Annotated in this window: 20 protein-coding genes; all 20 read left to right on the forward strand. The window is 37.1% G+C overall.

Going from position 1 to position 18,519, the window contains the following annotated elements:
* Positions 1–6: 6 nt before the first annotated feature.
* The 20 genes from flhA to rseP all read left to right on the forward strand — a co-directional run bounded on the left by flhA (position 7) and on the right by rseP (position 18,475).
* Entirely contained in the window at positions 7–2,043 is a 2,037-nt protein-coding gene (flhA, locus tag G8O30_RS04975; RefSeq protein ID WP_239673885.1) for a flagellar biosynthesis protein FlhA, read from the forward strand.
* Complete coding sequence (flhF, locus tag G8O30_RS04980; RefSeq protein ID WP_239673886.1) at positions 2,040–3,173, forward strand: flagellar biosynthesis GTPase FlhF; 1,134 nt, start codon at positions 2,040–2,042, stop codon at positions 3,171–3,173. The genes flhA and flhF overlap by 4 nt, the downstream gene beginning before the upstream one ends.
* A 9-nt stretch (positions 3,174–3,182) precedes the next feature.
* Positions 3,183–4,058 (forward strand): MinD/ParA family protein, encoded by an 876-nt coding sequence (locus tag G8O30_RS04985; protein WP_239673887.1) that lies wholly within the window; start codon positions 3,183–3,185, stop codon positions 4,056–4,058.
* A gap of 6 nt (positions 4,059–4,064) precedes the next feature.
* Positions 4,065–5,138, forward strand: coding sequence for a protein-glutamate methylesterase/protein-glutamine glutaminase (locus G8O30_RS04990; protein WP_239673888.1), 1,074 nt, complete (start codon positions 4,065–4,067; stop codon positions 5,136–5,138).
* Between the two features lie 15 nt (positions 5,139–5,153).
* On the forward strand, positions 5,154–7,163 hold the full coding sequence (locus G8O30_RS04995) for a chemotaxis protein CheA (protein WP_239673889.1): 2,010 nt from the start codon (positions 5,154–5,156) through the stop codon (positions 7,161–7,163).
* Between the two features lie 57 nt (positions 7,164–7,220).
* A complete protein-coding gene (locus G8O30_RS05000) occupies positions 7,221–7,673 on the forward strand; it encodes a chemotaxis protein CheW (RefSeq protein WP_239673890.1) in 453 nt (150 codons plus the stop codon).
* A gap of 14 nt (positions 7,674–7,687) precedes the next feature.
* Positions 7,688–8,329: a chemotaxis protein CheC gene (locus G8O30_RS05005; RefSeq protein ID WP_239674492.1), complete on the forward strand. Its 642-nt coding sequence runs from the start codon at positions 7,688–7,690 to the stop codon at positions 8,327–8,329.
* Positions 8,322–8,819: a chemotaxis protein CheD gene (locus G8O30_RS05010; protein ID WP_239673891.1), complete on the forward strand. Its 498-nt coding sequence runs from the start codon at positions 8,322–8,324 to the stop codon at positions 8,817–8,819. Before G8O30_RS05005 ends, G8O30_RS05010 begins: the two co-directional genes overlap by 8 nt.
* Positions 8,819–9,127, forward strand: a complete 309-nt coding sequence (locus G8O30_RS05015; protein ID WP_239673892.1) for a hypothetical protein — start codon at positions 8,819–8,821, stop codon at positions 9,125–9,127. The genes G8O30_RS05010 and G8O30_RS05015 overlap by 1 nt, the downstream gene beginning before the upstream one ends.
* 43 nt (positions 9,128–9,170) lie before the next feature.
* Positions 9,171–9,926, forward strand: coding sequence for a FliA/WhiG family RNA polymerase sigma factor (locus G8O30_RS05020; protein ID WP_239673893.1), 756 nt, complete (start codon positions 9,171–9,173; stop codon positions 9,924–9,926).
* Between the two features lie 25 nt (positions 9,927–9,951).
* Positions 9,952–10,266, forward strand: coding sequence for a hypothetical protein (locus tag G8O30_RS05025; RefSeq protein ID WP_239673894.1), 315 nt, complete (start codon positions 9,952–9,954; stop codon positions 10,264–10,266).
* 8 nt (positions 10,267–10,274) lie between these two features.
* Positions 10,275–10,760: a hypothetical protein gene (locus G8O30_RS05030; RefSeq protein WP_239673895.1), complete on the forward strand. Its 486-nt coding sequence runs from the start codon at positions 10,275–10,277 to the stop codon at positions 10,758–10,760.
* A 151-nt stretch (positions 10,761–10,911) separates the two neighbouring features.
* Positions 10,912–11,640 carry a 30S ribosomal protein S2 gene (rpsB, locus tag G8O30_RS05035; protein ID WP_239673896.1) on the forward strand — a complete coding sequence of 243 codons (729 nt, stop codon included), beginning with the start codon at positions 10,912–10,914 and terminating at the stop codon, positions 11,638–11,640.
* Between the two features lie 153 nt (positions 11,641–11,793).
* Positions 11,794–12,675, forward strand: coding sequence for a translation elongation factor Ts (gene tsf / locus G8O30_RS05040; RefSeq protein WP_239673897.1), 882 nt, complete (start codon positions 11,794–11,796; stop codon positions 12,673–12,675).
* Between the two features lie 122 nt (positions 12,676–12,797).
* Positions 12,798–13,520 (forward strand): UMP kinase, encoded by a 723-nt coding sequence (gene pyrH, locus G8O30_RS05045; RefSeq protein ID WP_239673898.1) that lies wholly within the window; start codon positions 12,798–12,800, stop codon positions 13,518–13,520.
* 2 nt (positions 13,521–13,522) lie between these two features.
* Positions 13,523–14,080, forward strand: a complete 558-nt coding sequence (gene frr / locus G8O30_RS05050; RefSeq protein ID WP_239674493.1) for a ribosome recycling factor — start codon at positions 13,523–13,525, stop codon at positions 14,078–14,080.
* A gap of 280 nt (positions 14,081–14,360) precedes the next feature.
* Complete coding sequence (locus G8O30_RS05055) at positions 14,361–15,173, forward strand: undecaprenyl pyrophosphate synthase (RefSeq protein ID WP_239673899.1); 813 nt, start codon at positions 14,361–14,363, stop codon at positions 15,171–15,173.
* Positions 15,170–15,964 (forward strand): phosphatidate cytidylyltransferase, encoded by a 795-nt coding sequence (locus tag G8O30_RS05060; protein WP_239673900.1) that lies wholly within the window; start codon positions 15,170–15,172, stop codon positions 15,962–15,964. Before G8O30_RS05055 ends, G8O30_RS05060 begins: the two co-directional genes overlap by 4 nt.
* 87 nt (positions 15,965–16,051) lie before the next feature.
* Complete coding sequence (dxr, locus tag G8O30_RS05065) at positions 16,052–17,194, forward strand: 1-deoxy-D-xylulose-5-phosphate reductoisomerase (protein ID WP_239673901.1); 1,143 nt, start codon at positions 16,052–16,054, stop codon at positions 17,192–17,194.
* Positions 17,195–17,209: 15 nt separating this feature from the next.
* Entirely contained in the window at positions 17,210–18,475 is a 1,266-nt protein-coding gene (gene rseP / locus G8O30_RS05070; protein ID WP_239673902.1) for an RIP metalloprotease RseP, read from the forward strand.
* Positions 18,476–18,519 lie beyond the last annotated feature (44 nt).

An 18,519-nucleotide genomic window follows, 5' to 3' on the forward strand; every position in this document is an offset into this window, starting at 1 on the left:
TGTTCGATGAAAGCAAGAGACTTATCCGTATTATTAGCAGTTATTTTAATCGTAGCTATGTTAATTATTCCATTTCCAACATGGCTATTAAGTGTCCTGATTATTGTTAACATTTCTCTTGCGCTTCTAGTTCTTTTAACGTCAATGAATATGTCAGAACCACTAGAGTTCTCGATATTTCCTTCTTTACTATTACTCCTAACATTATTTAGGCTAGGGTTAAATGTATCTACTACGAGATCTATTCTTTCAGAAGGTGATGCGGGTGAAGTAGTAGATACCTTTGGTAACTTTGTGGTTGGTGGAGATGTATTAGTAGGTATTGTTGTCTTCGTTATACTAGTCATTATCCAGTTTGTTGTTATTACAAAAGGTTCTGAACGTGTATCGGAAGTTGCAGCAAGATTTACACTTGATGCAATGCCAGGAAAACAAATGAGTATCGATGCCGATTTAAATGCGGGGATGATATCGGAAACAGACGCAAGAGAGCGAAGAGAAAAGATTGGAAGAGAAGCCGATTTTTACGGAGCAATGGATGGAGCGAGTAAATTTGTCAAAGGTGACGCTATTGCAGGTATTATTATCGTCTTCATTAACTTAATATTTGGCATTATCATCGGAATGACCTCAGAAGGCTTACCTATTGGAGAAGCAGCTCAAAAGTTCTCTTTACTAACTGTAGGAGATGGAATCGTTTCTCAAATCCCAGCTCTTTTAATTTCCACCGCAACAGGTATTGTTGTTACTCGAGCAGCTTCTGATGGTAATTTGGGTCAAGATATCATGAAGCAGTTATTTGCGTATCCAATGATGCTGTATGTCGCTGGAGGGACAATACTTTTACTTGGACTTGTGACACCAATTTCTAATTTACTAACATTACCAGTTGGTGGCTTGATGATATTTGGTGGTTACATGCTTTCGAGACAAGTGACGCCAGATGAACAAGACCTTATGGAAATGGAAGAAGAAGTGGAATCGGATGAAATGAAGAGTCCAGAAAGTGTCGTAAACTTATTGAGCGTGGATCCCATTGAATTTGAATTCGGTTACGGTTTAATACCGTTAGCAGACACAAGCCAGGGAGGAGACCTACTCGATAGAATTGTCATGATAAGACGACAACTAGCAGTGGAACTTGGAGTGGTAATTCCAGTAGTTCGAATTAGGGATAATATTCAACTACAACCGAACGAATACCGCCTAAAAATTAAAGGGAATGAAATGGCTAGAGGAGAGTTGTTATTAGATCACTATTTAGCGATGAGTCCGGACGGAGAAGATGACTTAATTGATGGAATTGAGACAATTGAACCTTCCTTTGGTTTACCAGCTAAATGGATTTCAGAAGATACAAAAAATACAGCGGAGACATTTGGATTCACTGTCGTGGACCCTCCATCAGTTGTATCTACTCATATTACGGAAGCAATAAGAGCAAATGCTCATGAGCTTTTAGGTAGAGAAGAAACAAAACAATTAATTGACCATTTAAAAGAAAGTTATCCAATTTTAGTAGAAGAAGTGACACCATCACCGTTAACCATTGGAGAAGTACAAAAAGTATTAGGGAAGTTGTTGAAAGAATCTGTATCTATAAGAAACTTACCAGTCATTTTTGAAACGCTAGCGGATTATGGGCGAATATCATCTGACACAGAAGTACTTGCCGAGTACGTTCGCCAGGCTCTAGCTAGACAAATAACCAATCAATATATGCAGGGGGATAATACCTTAAAGGTTGTTACATTATCTGGTAAAGTAGAGAAACTTATTGCGGATGGTATCCAACAAACAGAACACGGTCAATTTTTATCGATCGATCCAGAGCATTCCCAAGCAATCCTAGAATCAATCGCAAAGCAAGTAGAACAGATGGGGATGATGAACCAACAAGCAATTGTTCTCTGTTCGCCAGGTGTTAGGATGTTTGTCAGACAGATGACGGAAAGATATTTTCCTCAAGTCCCAATCCTTTCCTATAATGAATTAGAAGCAAATGTTGAACTACAAAGTGTTGGGGTGGTGACGGTTGAATGAAAATAAAAAAAGTAACTGCTAACACAATGCCAGAAGCCATGGTGCTCATTAAAAAAGAGTTAGGGCCTCATGCAGTCATACTACATTCAAAAACTGTTCAAAAAGGTGGATTTATGGGCTTGTTTCGAAAAAAACAACTCGAAGTGGTCGCAGCTATTGACGGCGAACAACACGCTTCATTAAATCGAAACAATCTACCTGAGAAAAAGGATGTTGTTCCTAAGCCTTTAACTATGACAAGGCCGGAGGAAAAAATAAAAGCACAGCCATGGAAAGAAGATCTAGATGAATTAAAGAACCTAGTAAAAGAGTTAAACAGACAAACAAGAAGGCCGCTAAGTGATAATGTATATATCCCTTCAGAAATTGAAAAAGTAGTCAATAGATTAACAGAACAAGAACTAGACTCACTACTAATTGATGAGATAACAAATGTATTAATAATATCTTATAAAGAAAATAAGTTAACGGAAAAAGAAGCGCAAGTCGTAGCAAAAAAATATTTACTTGAGAAATTAGCTTCTATTCCCTTTGGTGAACAAATAACCAATTCAATGTACACAACATTAATAGGACCTACAGGTGCTGGGAAAACCACTACACTTGCCAAATTAGCAGCGAAAGCGGTCCTACAAGAGCGAAAAAAGATTGCTTTTTTAACAACAGACACCTATCGAATTGCTGCAATCGAGCAATTAAAAACATATGCTCAATTATTAAGTGTACCTGTAGAAGTAATTTATAAAGAGAAAGATAGATTGGAAGTAGTAGATAAATTACAACAAAAGGACCAGATCTTTATTGATACAGCCGGAAGGAATTACCGAGAAGGTCGCTACCTCAAAGAACTGCTTCCGTTGCTACCAGAACTAGGTCAAGTAAACGCGTATGTTACTTTTTCAGCAACAGGCAAACAACGAGACTGGGAAGCGATGCTAGCGAATTTTACACAAATACCAGAATTCTCTTTTATATTTACGAAATTGGATGAAACAGAAATATATGGTTCCATATACAATCTAGTGCTAAAGTATGATAGAGGGGTCTCCTATATAACAAATGGTCAAGATGTTCCAGATGACATTCAACCAGCAACAAAAGAGCATCTAATCGACCTTATCTTGGGGTAGGTGATCAAGTTGGATCAAGCAAGTAAATTAAGGGCGCAAGTACAAAGGTCTGAAACAAATAACCAAAGTTCGTGTCGTACGATAGCGGTTGTCAGTGGGAAAGGCGGAGTAGGAAAGTCAAATATAACCTTGAATTTGGCTGTTTCTCTTGCAACTAATCATCAAAAAAAAGTGTTAATTCTTGATTTGGATTTTGGAATGTCTAATTTACATCTTTTACTTGGTAAAAGTCCAAACTATTCACTTGTGGATTGTTTACAGTATGGTATATCGATTGAAAAAGCAATAATGGAAGGCCTTAATGGTCTGCATTATATGTCTGGTGGAAATGGATTAACAGATATTTTTGAATTCTCATTGGATATGAGAAAACGGCTTATTGATGAATTGGAAAACTTCGCTTATATCTATGATTTTATTTTATTAGATATGGGAGCTGGTGCTACAGAGCAAACAATGGCTTTTTTGTCTACAGCTGAAGAACTTCTGGTCATCACGACACCAGAGCCAACTGCCATGACAGATGCTTACTCAATGATGAAATTTTTACATCTTCGTTATGAAAACAGACCGTTCTATTTAATTTGTAATCGTGCGTTTTCTGTAAATGAAGGAAAAGAAGCTATGGACAGACTAGTAAGTACAGTAAAACAGTTTTTAAAGAAAGATATATTGCCTTTAGGTATTGTCTTAGAAAGTACCCAGTTAAGACAGGCGGTAATTAATCAAGAACCAGTTACGCTAAAATACCCTAAAGATGAGATTACGAGAACGTTTTCCCAATTAGCTGAAAAGATTACAGTGCGTTCATTTGAAAACAATATAGAGAGATCATCAACCCTTTCATTCTTTCAAAAATTGCGTAAAAGGTTATTAGAAAGGTAGATTCTGATGGATAACATACGTGTCTTAGTAGTAGACGATTCAGCATTTATGAGAAAGTTAATTACCGATTTTTTAGAAGAAGATGCAGACATATCTGTTGTAGGAGTAGCAAGAAATGGGAAAGATGCTTTGGAAAAAGCTAAGGTATTAAAACCCACTGTTATTACAATGGATGTAGAAATGCCGGTTATTAATGGTTTAGATGCACTACAACTCATTATGAAAGAAGTACCTACACCAGTAATTATGCTTTCTAGTACGACGAAAGAAGGGGCAGAAAATACTATGATGGCAATGCAGCACGGTGCCATTGATTTTATTGCCAAACCATCAGGGACCATATCTTTGGACTTGCATAAAATAAAAGACGAGCTTATTGAAAAGGTAAAACTAGCTAGCTCTGTTTCTATGAAAAATGTCAGCATTAAATCCTATCCGAAAGTAGAAAGTAAATCATTCACACCAAGAAGACAATTATCTACACAGCACATGTCAAAGCAAGCAAAAAAATTGATCTGTATCGGAACATCAACAGGTGGGCCGAGAGCACTTCAGGAAGTTTTAGCATCTATCCCTTCGACTGTTAGTGCACCAATTGTCATCGTTCAGCACATGCCACCAGGGTTTACCAAGTCTTTAGCCGTTAGATTAAACTCTATCTGCTCTATCGAAGTAAAGGAAGCGGAAGATGGAGATATCTTAAAAAATGGGTGTGCCTATATAGCTCCAGGCGGCTTCCATATGAAAATAACAAATTCAAGAGAAGCATACGCCATTAAGTTGGATCAAATCGAACCACCAAGAAGCGGGCATCGTCCATCAGTAGATGTCATGTTAGAGTCTTTGCTACCTTTTCCAGAATTAGAAAAGAATGTTGTTATTATGACAGGTATGGGCAGTGATGGAACAAAAGGACTTACAGATTTGAAGCGTGGTATGCATAAAGTGAATGCGATTGCAGAAGCTCAGGAAACATGCATAGTGTTTGGAATGCCGAAAATGGCGATTGCATCAGGAAATATAGATACTGTTCTCCCTTTACAAGAAATTGGACCAAAAATTATGAATCTATTGCCTTAAGGATGGTGTGAAATAATGGATTTAAATCAATACTTAGAAGTGTTTATTGATGAAAGTAAAGAACATTTACAAACATGTAACGAGCAATTACTAGAATTAGAAAAAAATCCTACGAATCTCTCTATTGTTAATGAAATCTTTCGTTCAGCGCATACCTTAAAAGGAATGTCTGCAACGATGGGCTATGAAGACTTAGCAAACTTAACACACAAAATGGAAAATGTTTTAGATGCTATTAGGAACGAAAAATTACTTGTTACACCTGAGTTGCTAGATGTTGTTTTTATGGCTACAGAGGATTTAGAAGAGATGGTAGAGTCCATAGCATCTGGTGGCGATGGGAAAAGAGATGTACAAATAGTAATGGAGAAATTGCATCTTTTAGAAACAGGAGAAATGCCGATTACTACTTCAGAAGCAGCTCCTACAATGGAATTAGAACAACGACCTGTGTCTTCTATGTCTTATGATGAATTTGAAAGAACGGTTATTATTCAATCAAAAGAGCAGGGATTCTCTTGTTATGAAGTGACTGTTACATTAAGGCAAGATTGTATGCTAAAAGCTGCACGAGTATTTATGGTTTTTGAAATCCTAGAGAAGAGTGGAGAAGTTATCAAATCTTCCCCTTCTGTTGAACTGTTAGAAGACGAAAAGTTTGATGCTTCCTTTACCGTAACAATTGTTTCTAAAGAATCAAGAGACGATTTAGTCAGCAAGATTGGAAAAGTATCAGAAGTCGAAGAGATTCATGTAACCTTACTAAATCTTGAAGAAACCGTTGTTCCTACAAAGGTGGAACAGAAGCAAGAGACGCTAAAAAAAGAAGAAAATGGATCGGTGAAAGAGCAAGAGGTTACTGCTGCAAAAACATCTTCTAGTAAAACAATCCGAGTAAATATCGAACGATTAGATATTTTAATGAATCTGTTTGAAGAGTTAGTAATTGACCGTGGTAGGTTAGAGCAGATTTCCAAAGAATTGAATCATGCCGAACTACATGAAACAGTGGAAAGAATGTCCCGTATTTCTGGAGACCTACAAAATATTATTTTAACGATGCGAATGGTTCCTGTAGAAACAGTCTTTAATCGTTTTCCAAGAATGGTGAGACAATTAGCTAGAGATTTAAATAAAAAGATACATCTAGAAATTACGGGTGCTGAAACTGAACTAGATCGAACAGTAATTGATGAAATTGGGGATCCACTTGTTCATTTAATTCGTAACGCGATTGATCACGGGATTGAAATGCCTGCAGCTAGGAGAGCTTCTGGTAAGGATGAAGAAGGAACTGTCGAGTTAAAAGCCTACCATAGTGGAAATCATGTTTTCATTGAAATCCAAGATGATGGTAATGGTATCAGCCGTGATAGAGTTTTAGCCAAGGCTATATCTAAAGGGATTGTTACACCAGAGATAGCTTCAACGATGTCCGATCGTCAGGTATTTGAATTAATTATGGCATCTGGTTTTTCAACTGCAGAAACAATATCTGATATATCTGGACGTGGTGTTGGATTAGATGTTGTTAGAAGTACGATAGAATCACTAGGTGGCTCCATTACAATTGATTCTATTGAAGGAAAAGGGTCAACATTTTCGATCCAACTACCTTTAACACTTTCCATTATTTCTGTCATGTTAGTGGAAGTAGAAGAGGAGAAGTATGCAATTCCACTATCCTCTATCATTGAAACAGCGATTGTAAAACGATCAGATATTTTAAATGCACATAATCAACAAGTGATTGATTTTAGAGGGAAAGTTGTACCTCTAGTGTTTTTAAATAGTGTCTTTGAAGTACCTAACAGTGGGGAATTAGATGAATTTTTCTCAGTTGTAATTGTTAGAAAAGGTGACAAAATGGCTGCACTTGTCGTAGATTCATTTATCGGTCAACAAGAAGTTGTATTAAAATCACTAGGAAACTACCTATCTTCAGCGTTTGCTATCTCTGGTGCTACTATTCTAGGAGACGGACAAGTAGCGCTAATAGTTGATTGCAATGCACTTATTAAATAACTATTTTATAGACACTAGAATTTCTAGTTTTCATATTAATAGATAGGAGTGTTTATTTTGACGGAAATACTTTTAACGGATCAAGATGTGAAGGTAATTGTTTTTCAATTAAATGAAAAGGAATATGCCATCCCAGTGAATGAAGTTAAATCGATTGAAAAGTTACAACACATCACACGTGTCCCAAAAGCTGCTAATTACGTAAAAGGCGTAATTAATCTAAGAGGGGTTGTAACACCTATTATAGATCTTCGTAAAAGATTTGGGTTGGAGGATGACTCCTACACAGATAATACAAGAGTAATTATCGTGTCTGCTGAGGAGCTTGAAGTTGGGCTTATCGTGGATGCAGCTAATGATGTACTAGACATTCCTGCAAATGCAATAGAGCCGCAACCTGATGTGGTTGGTTCTGTAGAATCTGAGTATATCAATGGTGTCGCTAAACTAGAAAGAAGATTACTCATTATGCTTAATCTATCAAAAGTTTTAAAACCTACAAAAGAGTAAATGCGGTGTGAATGATGGACAATCTAAGTCGAATCACCTCTTTTCAACTGGAGGTTCTAAAAGAGATAGGTAATATAGGGGCAGGACATTCAGCAACTGCCCTTTCTACCCTACTTGGTAGAAAAATTGATATGAAAGTACCATCCGTTCAAGTAGTCTCGTTTGATGAAATGATGGAGATGGCTGGGGGACCTGATAATATAGTGGTTAGTGTGTTTCTGCGTATTGAAGGAGATGCACCAGGTAGTATGTTTTTTGTTCTTTCATTAGAACAAGCTAGCAGATATATTCAACAGATGACGGGAGAAGAAGACTTTTCGTTTTCTTCACCACCTTATTCTGAAATTGGGCTATCGGCAATGCAAGAACTTGGAAACATATTATCAGGATCTTATCTGTCTTCTCTTTCTGATTTTACAAACCTCTCTCTTTTCCCTAGTGTACCTGGCTTAAGTATAGATATGGTTGGGGCAATAATTAGTTATGGTTTAATAGAATTATCACAAAGTAGTGACATGGCAATAGTCATCAATACCACTTTGACAGATGATGATAATAAAAACGATAACTCACTAAATGGTCACTTCTTTTTGCTACCGGATCCAGATTCATTCGCTATCATGTTTTCTGCGCTAGGGGTGGACAAACATGAATGATGTAACAGAGGTAGTAAAAGTAGGGATTGCTGCTAAGGATTTCGCTAAGCCACCACAAACAATCAGAACTTCTGGATTAGGCTCTTGTGTGGGAATTATTTTATATGATGATCGTCAAAAAGTTGCTGGGTTAGCGCACGTAATGTTGCCTGATTCTAGTTTAGCGAATGGGTCAGTATTTAATGAAGCGAAGTTTGCTGACACGGCTATTTATGATCTACTACTGGGGTTAGAGAAGCTCGGTGCAAGTAGAAGTAATATAAAAGCGAAAATGGCTGGTGGAGCACAAATGTTTCAATTTACTACTAAGAGTGATTTGATGAGAATTGGTCCTAGGAACGTAGAAATTTTAAAGCTACATTTAGAACGAACAAAAATTCCTTTAGTAGCAGAAGATACGGGTGGAAATAGTGGTCGTACCATTGATTTTGACCCTGCCTCCACCATATTAACTATTCGAACGGTAAATAAAGGGACGAGTGAGCTCTGATGATTGGAAGTTGGTTATGGAATGCTTGGTTTTCATTAGCAGGTTTTTCCTATTATTTTTTTCTAACTTTTCTAGATAAATCGCCCAAATCGGTACTAATGGGATCCGTCTGTACCGCTGTGATTTTCTATCTCTTAATGTTTGGATTTAGAATGGTTCTTTCTTATTTCTTTTCAGGGGAGATACAAAGTGTTGAAGAAATGGACATACAAGTAGGAAGCACTGGAATGGAAGAACATTCATCGAGTGAGGAACTTGCTAATTTAGTAAAGTCGTTATTGCATGAAGATGAACATAAAACATCCTAATGTGGTTCTTTAATATGGATTGGTAAACAGTGAGGAGGGGATCATGACGCAGCCTACAATGCATGATGAACAGGCACAATGGGAAGTATGGACGCAAACAAAAGACCCTGAAATTGGTGATATATTAGTTAAGAGATATATGCCACTAGTCCAATATCATGTTCAACGAATAGGTGTTGGACTTCCGAAAAACGTTTCACGCGAAGATATCCGTAGTTTAGGACTAATGGGACTTTATGATGCACTTCAAAAGTTTGATGCAAAAAGAGATTTAAAGTTTGATACCTATGCTTCCTTTCGAATTAGAGGTGCAATACTAGACGGGTTAAGGAAAGAAGATTGGTTACCAAGAAGTACAAGAGATAAAGCAAAAAAGATGGAGTTAGTAGTAGAAAAGTTAGAACAAAAGCTAATGAGATCTGCAACAGCGGCAGAAATTGCTTCGGAAATGAATACGACGGAAGAAGATGTCTATCGTACGATGACAGAGTATTTTCATGCCAATATCTTATCCATGGATGAACAAGTAAATGATACAGAAGATCGTGATGGTAGTAGTTTTGTCTTAAAAGATGAAAAAATTCTAACTCCAGAAGAAAGTATCTTGCATAATGAAAGGCTTGCAGAGTTAACAGACTCAATTACCCTCCTTTCAGAAAAAGAACAATTAGTATTGAGTTTATTCTACAAAGAAGAAATGACACTAACTGAAATTGGGGAGATACTTCAACTATCTACTTCAAGAATTTCACAAATTCATTCAAAAGCTATTTTTAAGTTGAAAAAGCAGTTATTGTAAACGGAATCCTTGAAAAGGGTGTGATATGATGACGCTAAAAGCTATAGAAATGCAAGTTGCTTTACCTAGAACAATAGATGCAGGTAAACTTTCTGAACAAATGCAACAAAGAGGACAAATAGCTCAATCGGTCATTGCTGATGAAGCGATAAAAAAGCAAGAACGAGAAAGAAAAGTCGTTTCCCAAAAAGAACAAGTTTATAAAAGTAAGAATTCGTTAGAAAATAATACTCCACAAACTAGTAATAATAACGGAGAACCAAAAGTATCAGAGCAAAGAAGAAAGAATTCTCTGGGTGAACACCCCTATAAAGGGAAGTCAGTTGACTATTCAGGTTAGGAGTTAATATGTTACCATTCGTCATTAGTATTATTTTTATCATCCAAATAATTTTAGTACTGGCTGTTATCAATCTTACATTGAGACAAAATAGAATACTAGAAACAGAGAAGTCACAGGAAAGAGCTGTTCGTGAGTTAGAGGAAACAATGGCTTCTTTTATAGTAGAAATGAAAGAAGAGAATGACAAGTTTATTCAACAGCTAACTCTGGTGAAGAGAAGAGAACCAGTAGTGAATAGGGAAGAAGAAGTAGAAAGCAGAAAAAATGATGCTTCTTTAAACAGTCTACCTACTGAATTAATAAGTAAAAGGCAAGCGACTTCTGCATACAAAAACAATATAGAAAATCAGAAGCCACCTACCTTAACCTTTGAAGAAAAAGTAGAAAAGCTCCATTCTGAAGGTCATTCAGCAGCTGCAATTGCTAAATTATTTAATAAAGGAACGACAGAAATCGAGTTATTACTAAAATTTCGCCAAAAAGAGCAATGAAATTCTTGATTGCTCTTTTTTTATGTGCTATATTAACTAACGGTGTAACTACACACGTTCTCTGATTTATAGTATGGTGCTAGAAAATTTCTAGTGTGCTATAAAGATGATGAGAGCGGAGGAGAATTAAAACCATTAGGAGGAAACACACATGTCAGTAATTTCTATGAAACAATTGCTAGAAGCTGGTGTACATTTCGGACACCAAACACGTCGTTGGAACCCAAAAATGAAGAAGTATATCTTCACAGAGCGTAACGGAATCTACATCATTGATCTTCAAAAGACAGTGAAAAAAGTAGAAGAAGCTTATAACTTCGTTCGTGAACTTTCTGCTAACAACGGAACAATTCTTTTCGTTGGTACAAAGAAACAAGCTCAAGAATCAGTTAAAGAAGAAGCTGAGCGTTCTGGAATGTACTACATCAACCAACGTTGGTTAGGTGGAACGTTAACAAACTTTGGTACAATTCAAAAACGTATTGCTCGTCTTAAAGAAATCGAGCGTATGGAAGAAGATGGAACTTTCGCAGTTCTACCAAAGAAAGAAGTTGTACAACTTAAAAAAGAACATGAGCGTCTTGTTAAATTCCTAGGCGGAATTAAAGACATGAAATCTATTCCTGATGCATTATTCATCATCGATCCTCGTAAAGAGCGTATCGCTGTTGCAGAAGCACGCAAATTAAACATCCCTATCGTTGGTATTGTTGATACAAACTGTGATCCAGATGAAATCGACTACGTTATCCCAGCGAATGACGATGCTATCCGTGCAGTAAAACTTCTTACAGGTAAAATTGCAGATGCAATCCTAGAATCGAAGCAAGGCGAAGAAACAGCTGAAGTTGAAACAGCTGAAGTTACTGCTGCTGAGTAATTCGTAATCAAGCTGAATGAGGAATTGTTCAGTCTTTAGGAAAAAGGTGATAAGTGGAGCGACACCCTTATCACTTTTTTTTGAGAATCGGACAACCCTCATTTAGTCACTATATTAATATGACTACATATTCATATGAAGGAGGCAACCAACATGGCGGTTACAGCTCAATTGGTTAAAGAACTACGTGAAAAAACTGGTGCAGGTATGATGGACTGCAAAAAAGCATTAACAGAAACAGGTGGAGACATCGATAAAGCGATCGATTTCTTACGTGAAAAAGGTATTGCGAAAGCTGCTAAGAAAGCAGATCGTATTGCTGCAGAAGGTACAACTTTCACACTAAGCAGTGGTAACGAAGCAGTTATCCTTGAAGTAAACTCTGAGACAGATTTCGTTGCAAAAAACGAAAACTTCCAAAAGTTAGTTAAGGAACTTGCTGAGCATTTACTATCTCAAAAACCAGAATCTTCTGAAGCTGCTTTAACTTCAACTATGCCTAACGGTAATACTGTTGAAGCTACAATCAACTCTGCTATCGCTACAATCGGAGAAAAACTTTCTCTACGTCGTTTCACAATTCTTACAAAAACAGATAACGATGCTTTTGGTGAATACCTGCACATGGGTGGACGTATCGGAGTACTAACAGTTCTTGAAGGTACAACTGATGCTTCTGTTGCAAAAGATATCGCTCTTCATGCAGCAGCTTTAAACCCTAAGTATGTATCTCGCGACGAAGTTTCTGCAGAAGAAACAGAGCGTGAGCGTGAAGTATTAACACAACAAGCTCTAAACGAAGGTAAACCTGAAAACATCGTAGCAAAAATGGTTGAAGGCCGTCTAAGCAAATTCTTCGAAGATATTTGTATCGTAGACCAAGCATTCGTTAAAAACCCAGATCAAAAAGTACGTCAGTACGTTGAATCTAAAGGTGCTACAATTAAAACTTTCGTTCGTTATGAAGTAGGAGAAGGTATCGAGAAGCGTCAAGATAACTTTGCTGAAGAAGTAATGAGCCAAGTGAAAAAATAATTGTAGAATTCCTACAAAATATTTTCCAAAACGGGGAGCACATAGTGTTCCCTATTTTTAAGTAATTAAATGAACTATTTCAGCATTCCTTATGAATGACTAAAACGTCTGGGGGTTACACAATGACGAATCCAAAATACAAACGCGTCGTGCTAAAGCTTAGTGGTGAAGCATTAGCTGGAGATCAAGGATACGGAATTAATCCTTCTGTAGTGAAATCTGTATCAGATCAAATCAAAGAATTGCATGAACTAGGTGTCGAAGTCGCAGTAGTTGTTGGTGGCGGAAACATTTGGCGAGGTAAAGTCGGTAGTGAGATGGGTATGGACCGTGCATCAGCGGATTACATGGGAATGCTTGCTACAGTAATGAATTCACTGGCACTTCAAGATTCATTGGAGAATATCGGTGTATCAACTCGAGTGCAAACTTCCATTGATATGCGTCAAGTAGCAGAACCATACATTCGTCGTCGTGCAATCCGACACCTGGAAAAGAAGCGCGTTGTAATTTTCGCTGCTGGAACAGGTAACCCGTATTTCTCAACTGATACAACTGCAGCATTACGTGCAGCGGAAATTGATGCTGAAGTGATCTTAATGGCTAAAAATAATGTGGATGGAGTATACACTGCTGATCCAAAGATTGATAAGAACGCAACTAAGTATGAAGAGCTTTCCTACTTAGATGTACTTAAAGATGGATTAGCTGTTATGGATTCCACTGCATCATCTTTATGTATGGACAATGATATCCCATTAGTCGTATTCTCCATTATGGAGAACGGAAATATCAAACGCGCAGTTATGGGCGAAAATATCGGTACAATTGTTAGGGGGAAATAATGATGGCAAAGCAAGTAATGTCAAGCACAAAAGAGCGTATGGAGAAAGCTATTCAGTCGTTCTCTCGTGAATTAGCTTCTATTCGTGCAGGTCGTGCTAATGCTTCTTTACTAGATCGCATTGAAGTAGAATACTATGGTGCTATGACACCTATCAACCAAATGGCTGGAATCTCTGTTCCAGAAGCAAGATTACTTAGCATTCAGCCTTATGACAAGTCCATTTTAGGTGATATTGAAAAGGCTATTTTAAAGTCTGATCTTGGGTTAACACCTTCAAATGATGGCTCAATCATTCGACTAACTATTCCTCCATTAACGGAAGAGCGTCGTAAAGAATTAGTGAAACTTGTGAAAAAAGAGGCAGAAGAAGCGAAAGTAGCAGTACGTAACATCCGTCGTGATGCGAATGATGATCTGAAGAAGCTAGAAAAGAACGGTGAACTTACGGAAGATGATCAACGCGGTTACTCTGAAGATGTTCAAAAGCTAACAGATGATTTCATTGCAAAAATTGATAAATTAGCTAAAGAGAAAGAAGAAGAAGTTCTTTCTGTATAATAAGCTAGTAAGAGGCTGCTAAAAATGTTTAACATATTAAACATTTTAGCGGCCTTTCCTTTTATTTAAGCAATATAAAAGTAACCATAATAACATTATGTAAACTAATTTCGCTTTCGATTTGTAATTCATACTATTTATTCTTTTTATACATATTAATGACAATAGGTAAATTAGAGAAATTTACCTGTTTATACGAGTATTTTTAGTAATTACAAGCTAAGCAATTGTTTTTTTGGTATGATAGTGATGCGCAGTTTGGTTACTGGAGGATTTGTCTATGCTAAAGAAAATAAAAGATTGGGCGACTAAAACGAATAATTCACAAAAAGGAGTTCAATCATTAAAAGAACAAATAGTTCAATTGAAACAAGGGGAAATCCCTGAACATATTGCAATAATTATGGATGGAAACGGGAGATGGGCAAAGAAACGAGCACTTCCAAGAATTGCTGGTCACCATGAAGGGATGAAGGTAGTTAGAGAAACCACCCGCTTAGCTAATAATTTAGGTGTAAAAGCACTAACTCTTTATGCATTTTCTACTGAGAATTGGAAGAGACCTAAACTAGAAGTAGATTATTTAATGAAATTACCGGAAGAGTTTTTAGGAACATTTCTACCGGAACTGATTGAAGAAAATGTTCGCGTGACAATGATGGGTGACTCTAGCGCATTACCAAATCATACCAAGCGAGCGGTAGAGAATGCAATAAGTAAAACGTCTCATAATACCGGATTGGTTTTAAATTTTGCTCTTAATTATGGAAGTAGAGCAGAGATGTTATCAGGAATGAAAGATTTAATAGAAGACATAAAGCTAGGGAAAATAAGTACAAATGATATAACGGAAGAAAAGTATGCAGAATACTTATACACATCTCACTTACCTGACCCTGATTTGTTAATTCGTACAAGTGGCGAAATCAGGTTAAGTAACTTTATGTTATGGCAATTAGCCTATACAGAATTTTGGTTTACAGACGTGTTGTGGCCAGATTTTTCAAATGCTCATTTACTTGAAGCGATTGAAGTGTTTCAAGCACGTTCAAGGAGATATGGTGGTATTCCAAGCGAGGAGTCAAAATCATGAAGCAAAGAATTATTACTGCTGTAATTGCTGCAGCGATCTTTTTACCAATCGTAGTGTATGGAAAAGCTCCATTTACCGCAGTGATCTATTTATTAGCAACAGTTGGATTATATGAATTGTTAAGAATGAAACGAATACCCTTACTTTCCATACCAGGGATAATTTCATTAGTATTATTATGGATTTTTTTACTCCCTTCACAATATAGTGAGTATATGGGACAACTATATGTCATGAAAATTGAACTAGCGCTTTTCGGTGTCTTGTTATTTCTAACATATACAGTAGTTACAAAGAATCGATTTACATTTGATGATGTAGCATTTGCAACTTTAGGAACGTTATATGTCGGAATTGGCTTCTACTATTTCATTGAAACTAGAGCTGCTGATTCAGGATTAGAGTATCTGTTTTTCGCGTTATTTGTTGTATGGGCTACAGATTCAGGAGCTTATTTTGTTGGACGAGCGATTGGGAAACGAAAACTTTGGCCAGATATTAGCCCAAACAAAACTATTGAAGGTTTTGTAGGTGGAATTGTTTGTGCATTAATCGTAGGGTTCTTATTTATTCAATTCTCTACTATTGATGCAGGTATCGTACAGTTTATTATTGTGACTATTATTTTATCTGTCTTTGGTCAAATTGGTGATTTGGTAGAATCTGCACTAAAACGACATTATGATGTCAAGGATTCGGGAAACATCTTACCTGGACATGGTGGGGTTCTAGACCGCTTTGATAGTTTATTGTTTGTCCTACCATTGTTGCATATCTTACAATTCATTTAAGTAATAGCAAATGGATAACTAATTTACACATGACATGCTATGCAAATTAGTTGGCTAATCGAAAACGTCAGTTGTTGAGGTGATGGGATGAGAAGAATTAGTTTATTGGGGGCATCCGGATCTATTGGAACGCAGACGATAGATGTTATTAATACGCATCAAGAGGAATTCGCATTAGTTGGTTTATCTGTTGGTCGTAATATAGGGTATCTAAGAGAGGTGCTGGCTAACCATCAACCTAAAATCGTATCTGTCCAAAATAAAGAAGATGCACAAACGTTAGCAATGGAATACCCAAAGACTCACTTTACTTATGGTTCTGAAGGGTTGATTGAGGTAGCTACCGAAGAAACAGCGGATGTTTTAGTGAATGCAGTGATTGGTAGTGTTGGCCTAGAGCCGACACTCCAAGCTATTGAAGCAGGGAAAGTGATCGCTTTAGCTAATAAGGAAACACTTGTTACTGCTGGTCATCTTGTCATGAATGCTGCAAGAGAAAAAGGTGTACCCGTTCTACCAATTGACAGTGAGCATTCAGCTATCTATCAGTGTTTAAACGGAGAGAATCCAAAAGATGTAGAACGGTTAGTTATTACAGCTTCAGGTGGAAGCTTTAGAGATCTCAATAGATCTCAATTAGCGAATGTGACAGTTGAGGACGCTTTAAATCATCCTAACTGGTCTATGGGATCGAAAATCACAATTGATTCAGCGACAATGATGAATAAAGGATTAGAAGTTATTGAAGCGCACTGGCTCTTTGATTTACCTTATCAAAAGATTGATTGCTTACTTCATAAGGAAAGTATCATTCACTCTATGGTTGAGTTTCACGACGGCTCTGTAATGGCTCAATTAGGTACACCAGATATGAGAGTGCCTATTCAATATGCATTAACGTATCCAAAGAGATTGAGTCTGCCTCAAACGAAGAGATTAAGGCTCGAGGAATATCAAACGCTTCATTTTAAACAAATGGACTTTGAACGATATCATGCTTTGCAGTTAGCGTATGAAGCTGGTAAAATCGGTGGAACGATGACAACCGTATTAAATGCCGCTAATGAAGTTGCAGTAGCACAATTTCTTAACAAACAGATCTCTTTCCTTCAAATTGAAGAAGTGATTGAGAAAGCAATGAATCGTCACAATGTGATAAATGAGCCAACACTAGAACAAATTCAAGAGGTTGACGTAGAGACGAGACGCTATGTCGATAGCCTTAACTAAGGTGGGGATATTGTAATGGAAACGGTAATTGCGTTTATCGTCATATTTGGAGCTTTAGTTTTCTTTCATGAGTTAGGACATTTAGTTTTTGCAAAAAGAGCTGGAATTCTTTGTCGTGAGTTTGCAATAGGTTTTGGACCAAAAGTGCTTGCATTTAAAAAGAATGAAACTTTGTATACCATAAGGTTGTTGCCCCTTGGTGGTTATGTGAGAATGGCTGGTGAAGACCCAGAGGTAGTAGACCTAAAGCCTGGACACAGAATTGGTATTGTAGAAAATACAGATGGGCTCGTGACAAAGATTATTTTATCTGGAAGAGACAAATATCCTACTTCTCGTGCTATTGAAGTTGAAGAAGCAGATTTAGAACACCAACTGTTTATTAAAGGGTATGAAGAAGGGGAAGAAAATTTACATAGGTTCTCTTTAGCGGAAGACGCACTAATTATTGATGGACCAACTAAGACGCAAATTGCCCCGTGGAATAGACAATTTGCTTCTAAATCTCTTGGTCATCGTGCTATTACCATTTTCGCAGGGCCTTTAATGAACTTTGTCTTAGCTTTCTTTATCTTTGTTATAATTGGAATCTTACAAGGAGTTCCGTCTGATGCCCCTAGACTCGGGACAATAGAACCTTCAGGAGCTGCTGCTGAAGCAGGTCTAATAGAGGGTGATGAAATTGTCGCAATCGACGGAGAGAGAACGCCTTCATGGGAAGAGATTGTGAATAAAGTAAGACAACACCCTGGTGATGAACTTCAGTTTACTGTAAACAGAGATGGAGAAACGCTTCAATATGCAGTAACTCCGGAAACGGTGGAGGTAGAAACGGAAGAAGATTCGTATGGAAGAATTGGGGTATATAACCCTGTAGAAAAATCTGCTTTCAAGTCCATTACATATGGATTAGAAGAAACAAAGAATTGGACAATACAGATCATTCGTATGTTAGGTCTATTAGTTACAGGGCAATTTTCTATTGATATGTTGTCTGGACCTGTAGGTATTTATAAATCGACAGAAATTGTTGCAGCATCTGGCATATATCAATTAATGCGTTGGGCAGCAATTCTTAGTATTAATTTAGGGATAATGAACTTGCTTCCTATACCGGCACTTGACGGAGGACGCTTATTATTCTTCGCCGTTGAAGCAGTTAGAGGTAAGCCTATTGATCGACATAAAGAAGGTTTAGTCCATTTTGTTGGATTTGCTCTTTTAATGTTACTTATGTTAATTGTAACTTGGAATGACATTCAACATTTCTTCTTGCAGTAACCAACTTTCGTAAGTAGAATAAGAGAATAGTTTATTAAATTAGA

The organism is Mangrovibacillus cuniculi (assembly GCF_015482585.1).
Classification (GTDB): Bacteria; Bacillota; Bacilli; order Bacillales; family R1DC41; genus Mangrovibacillus; species Mangrovibacillus cuniculi.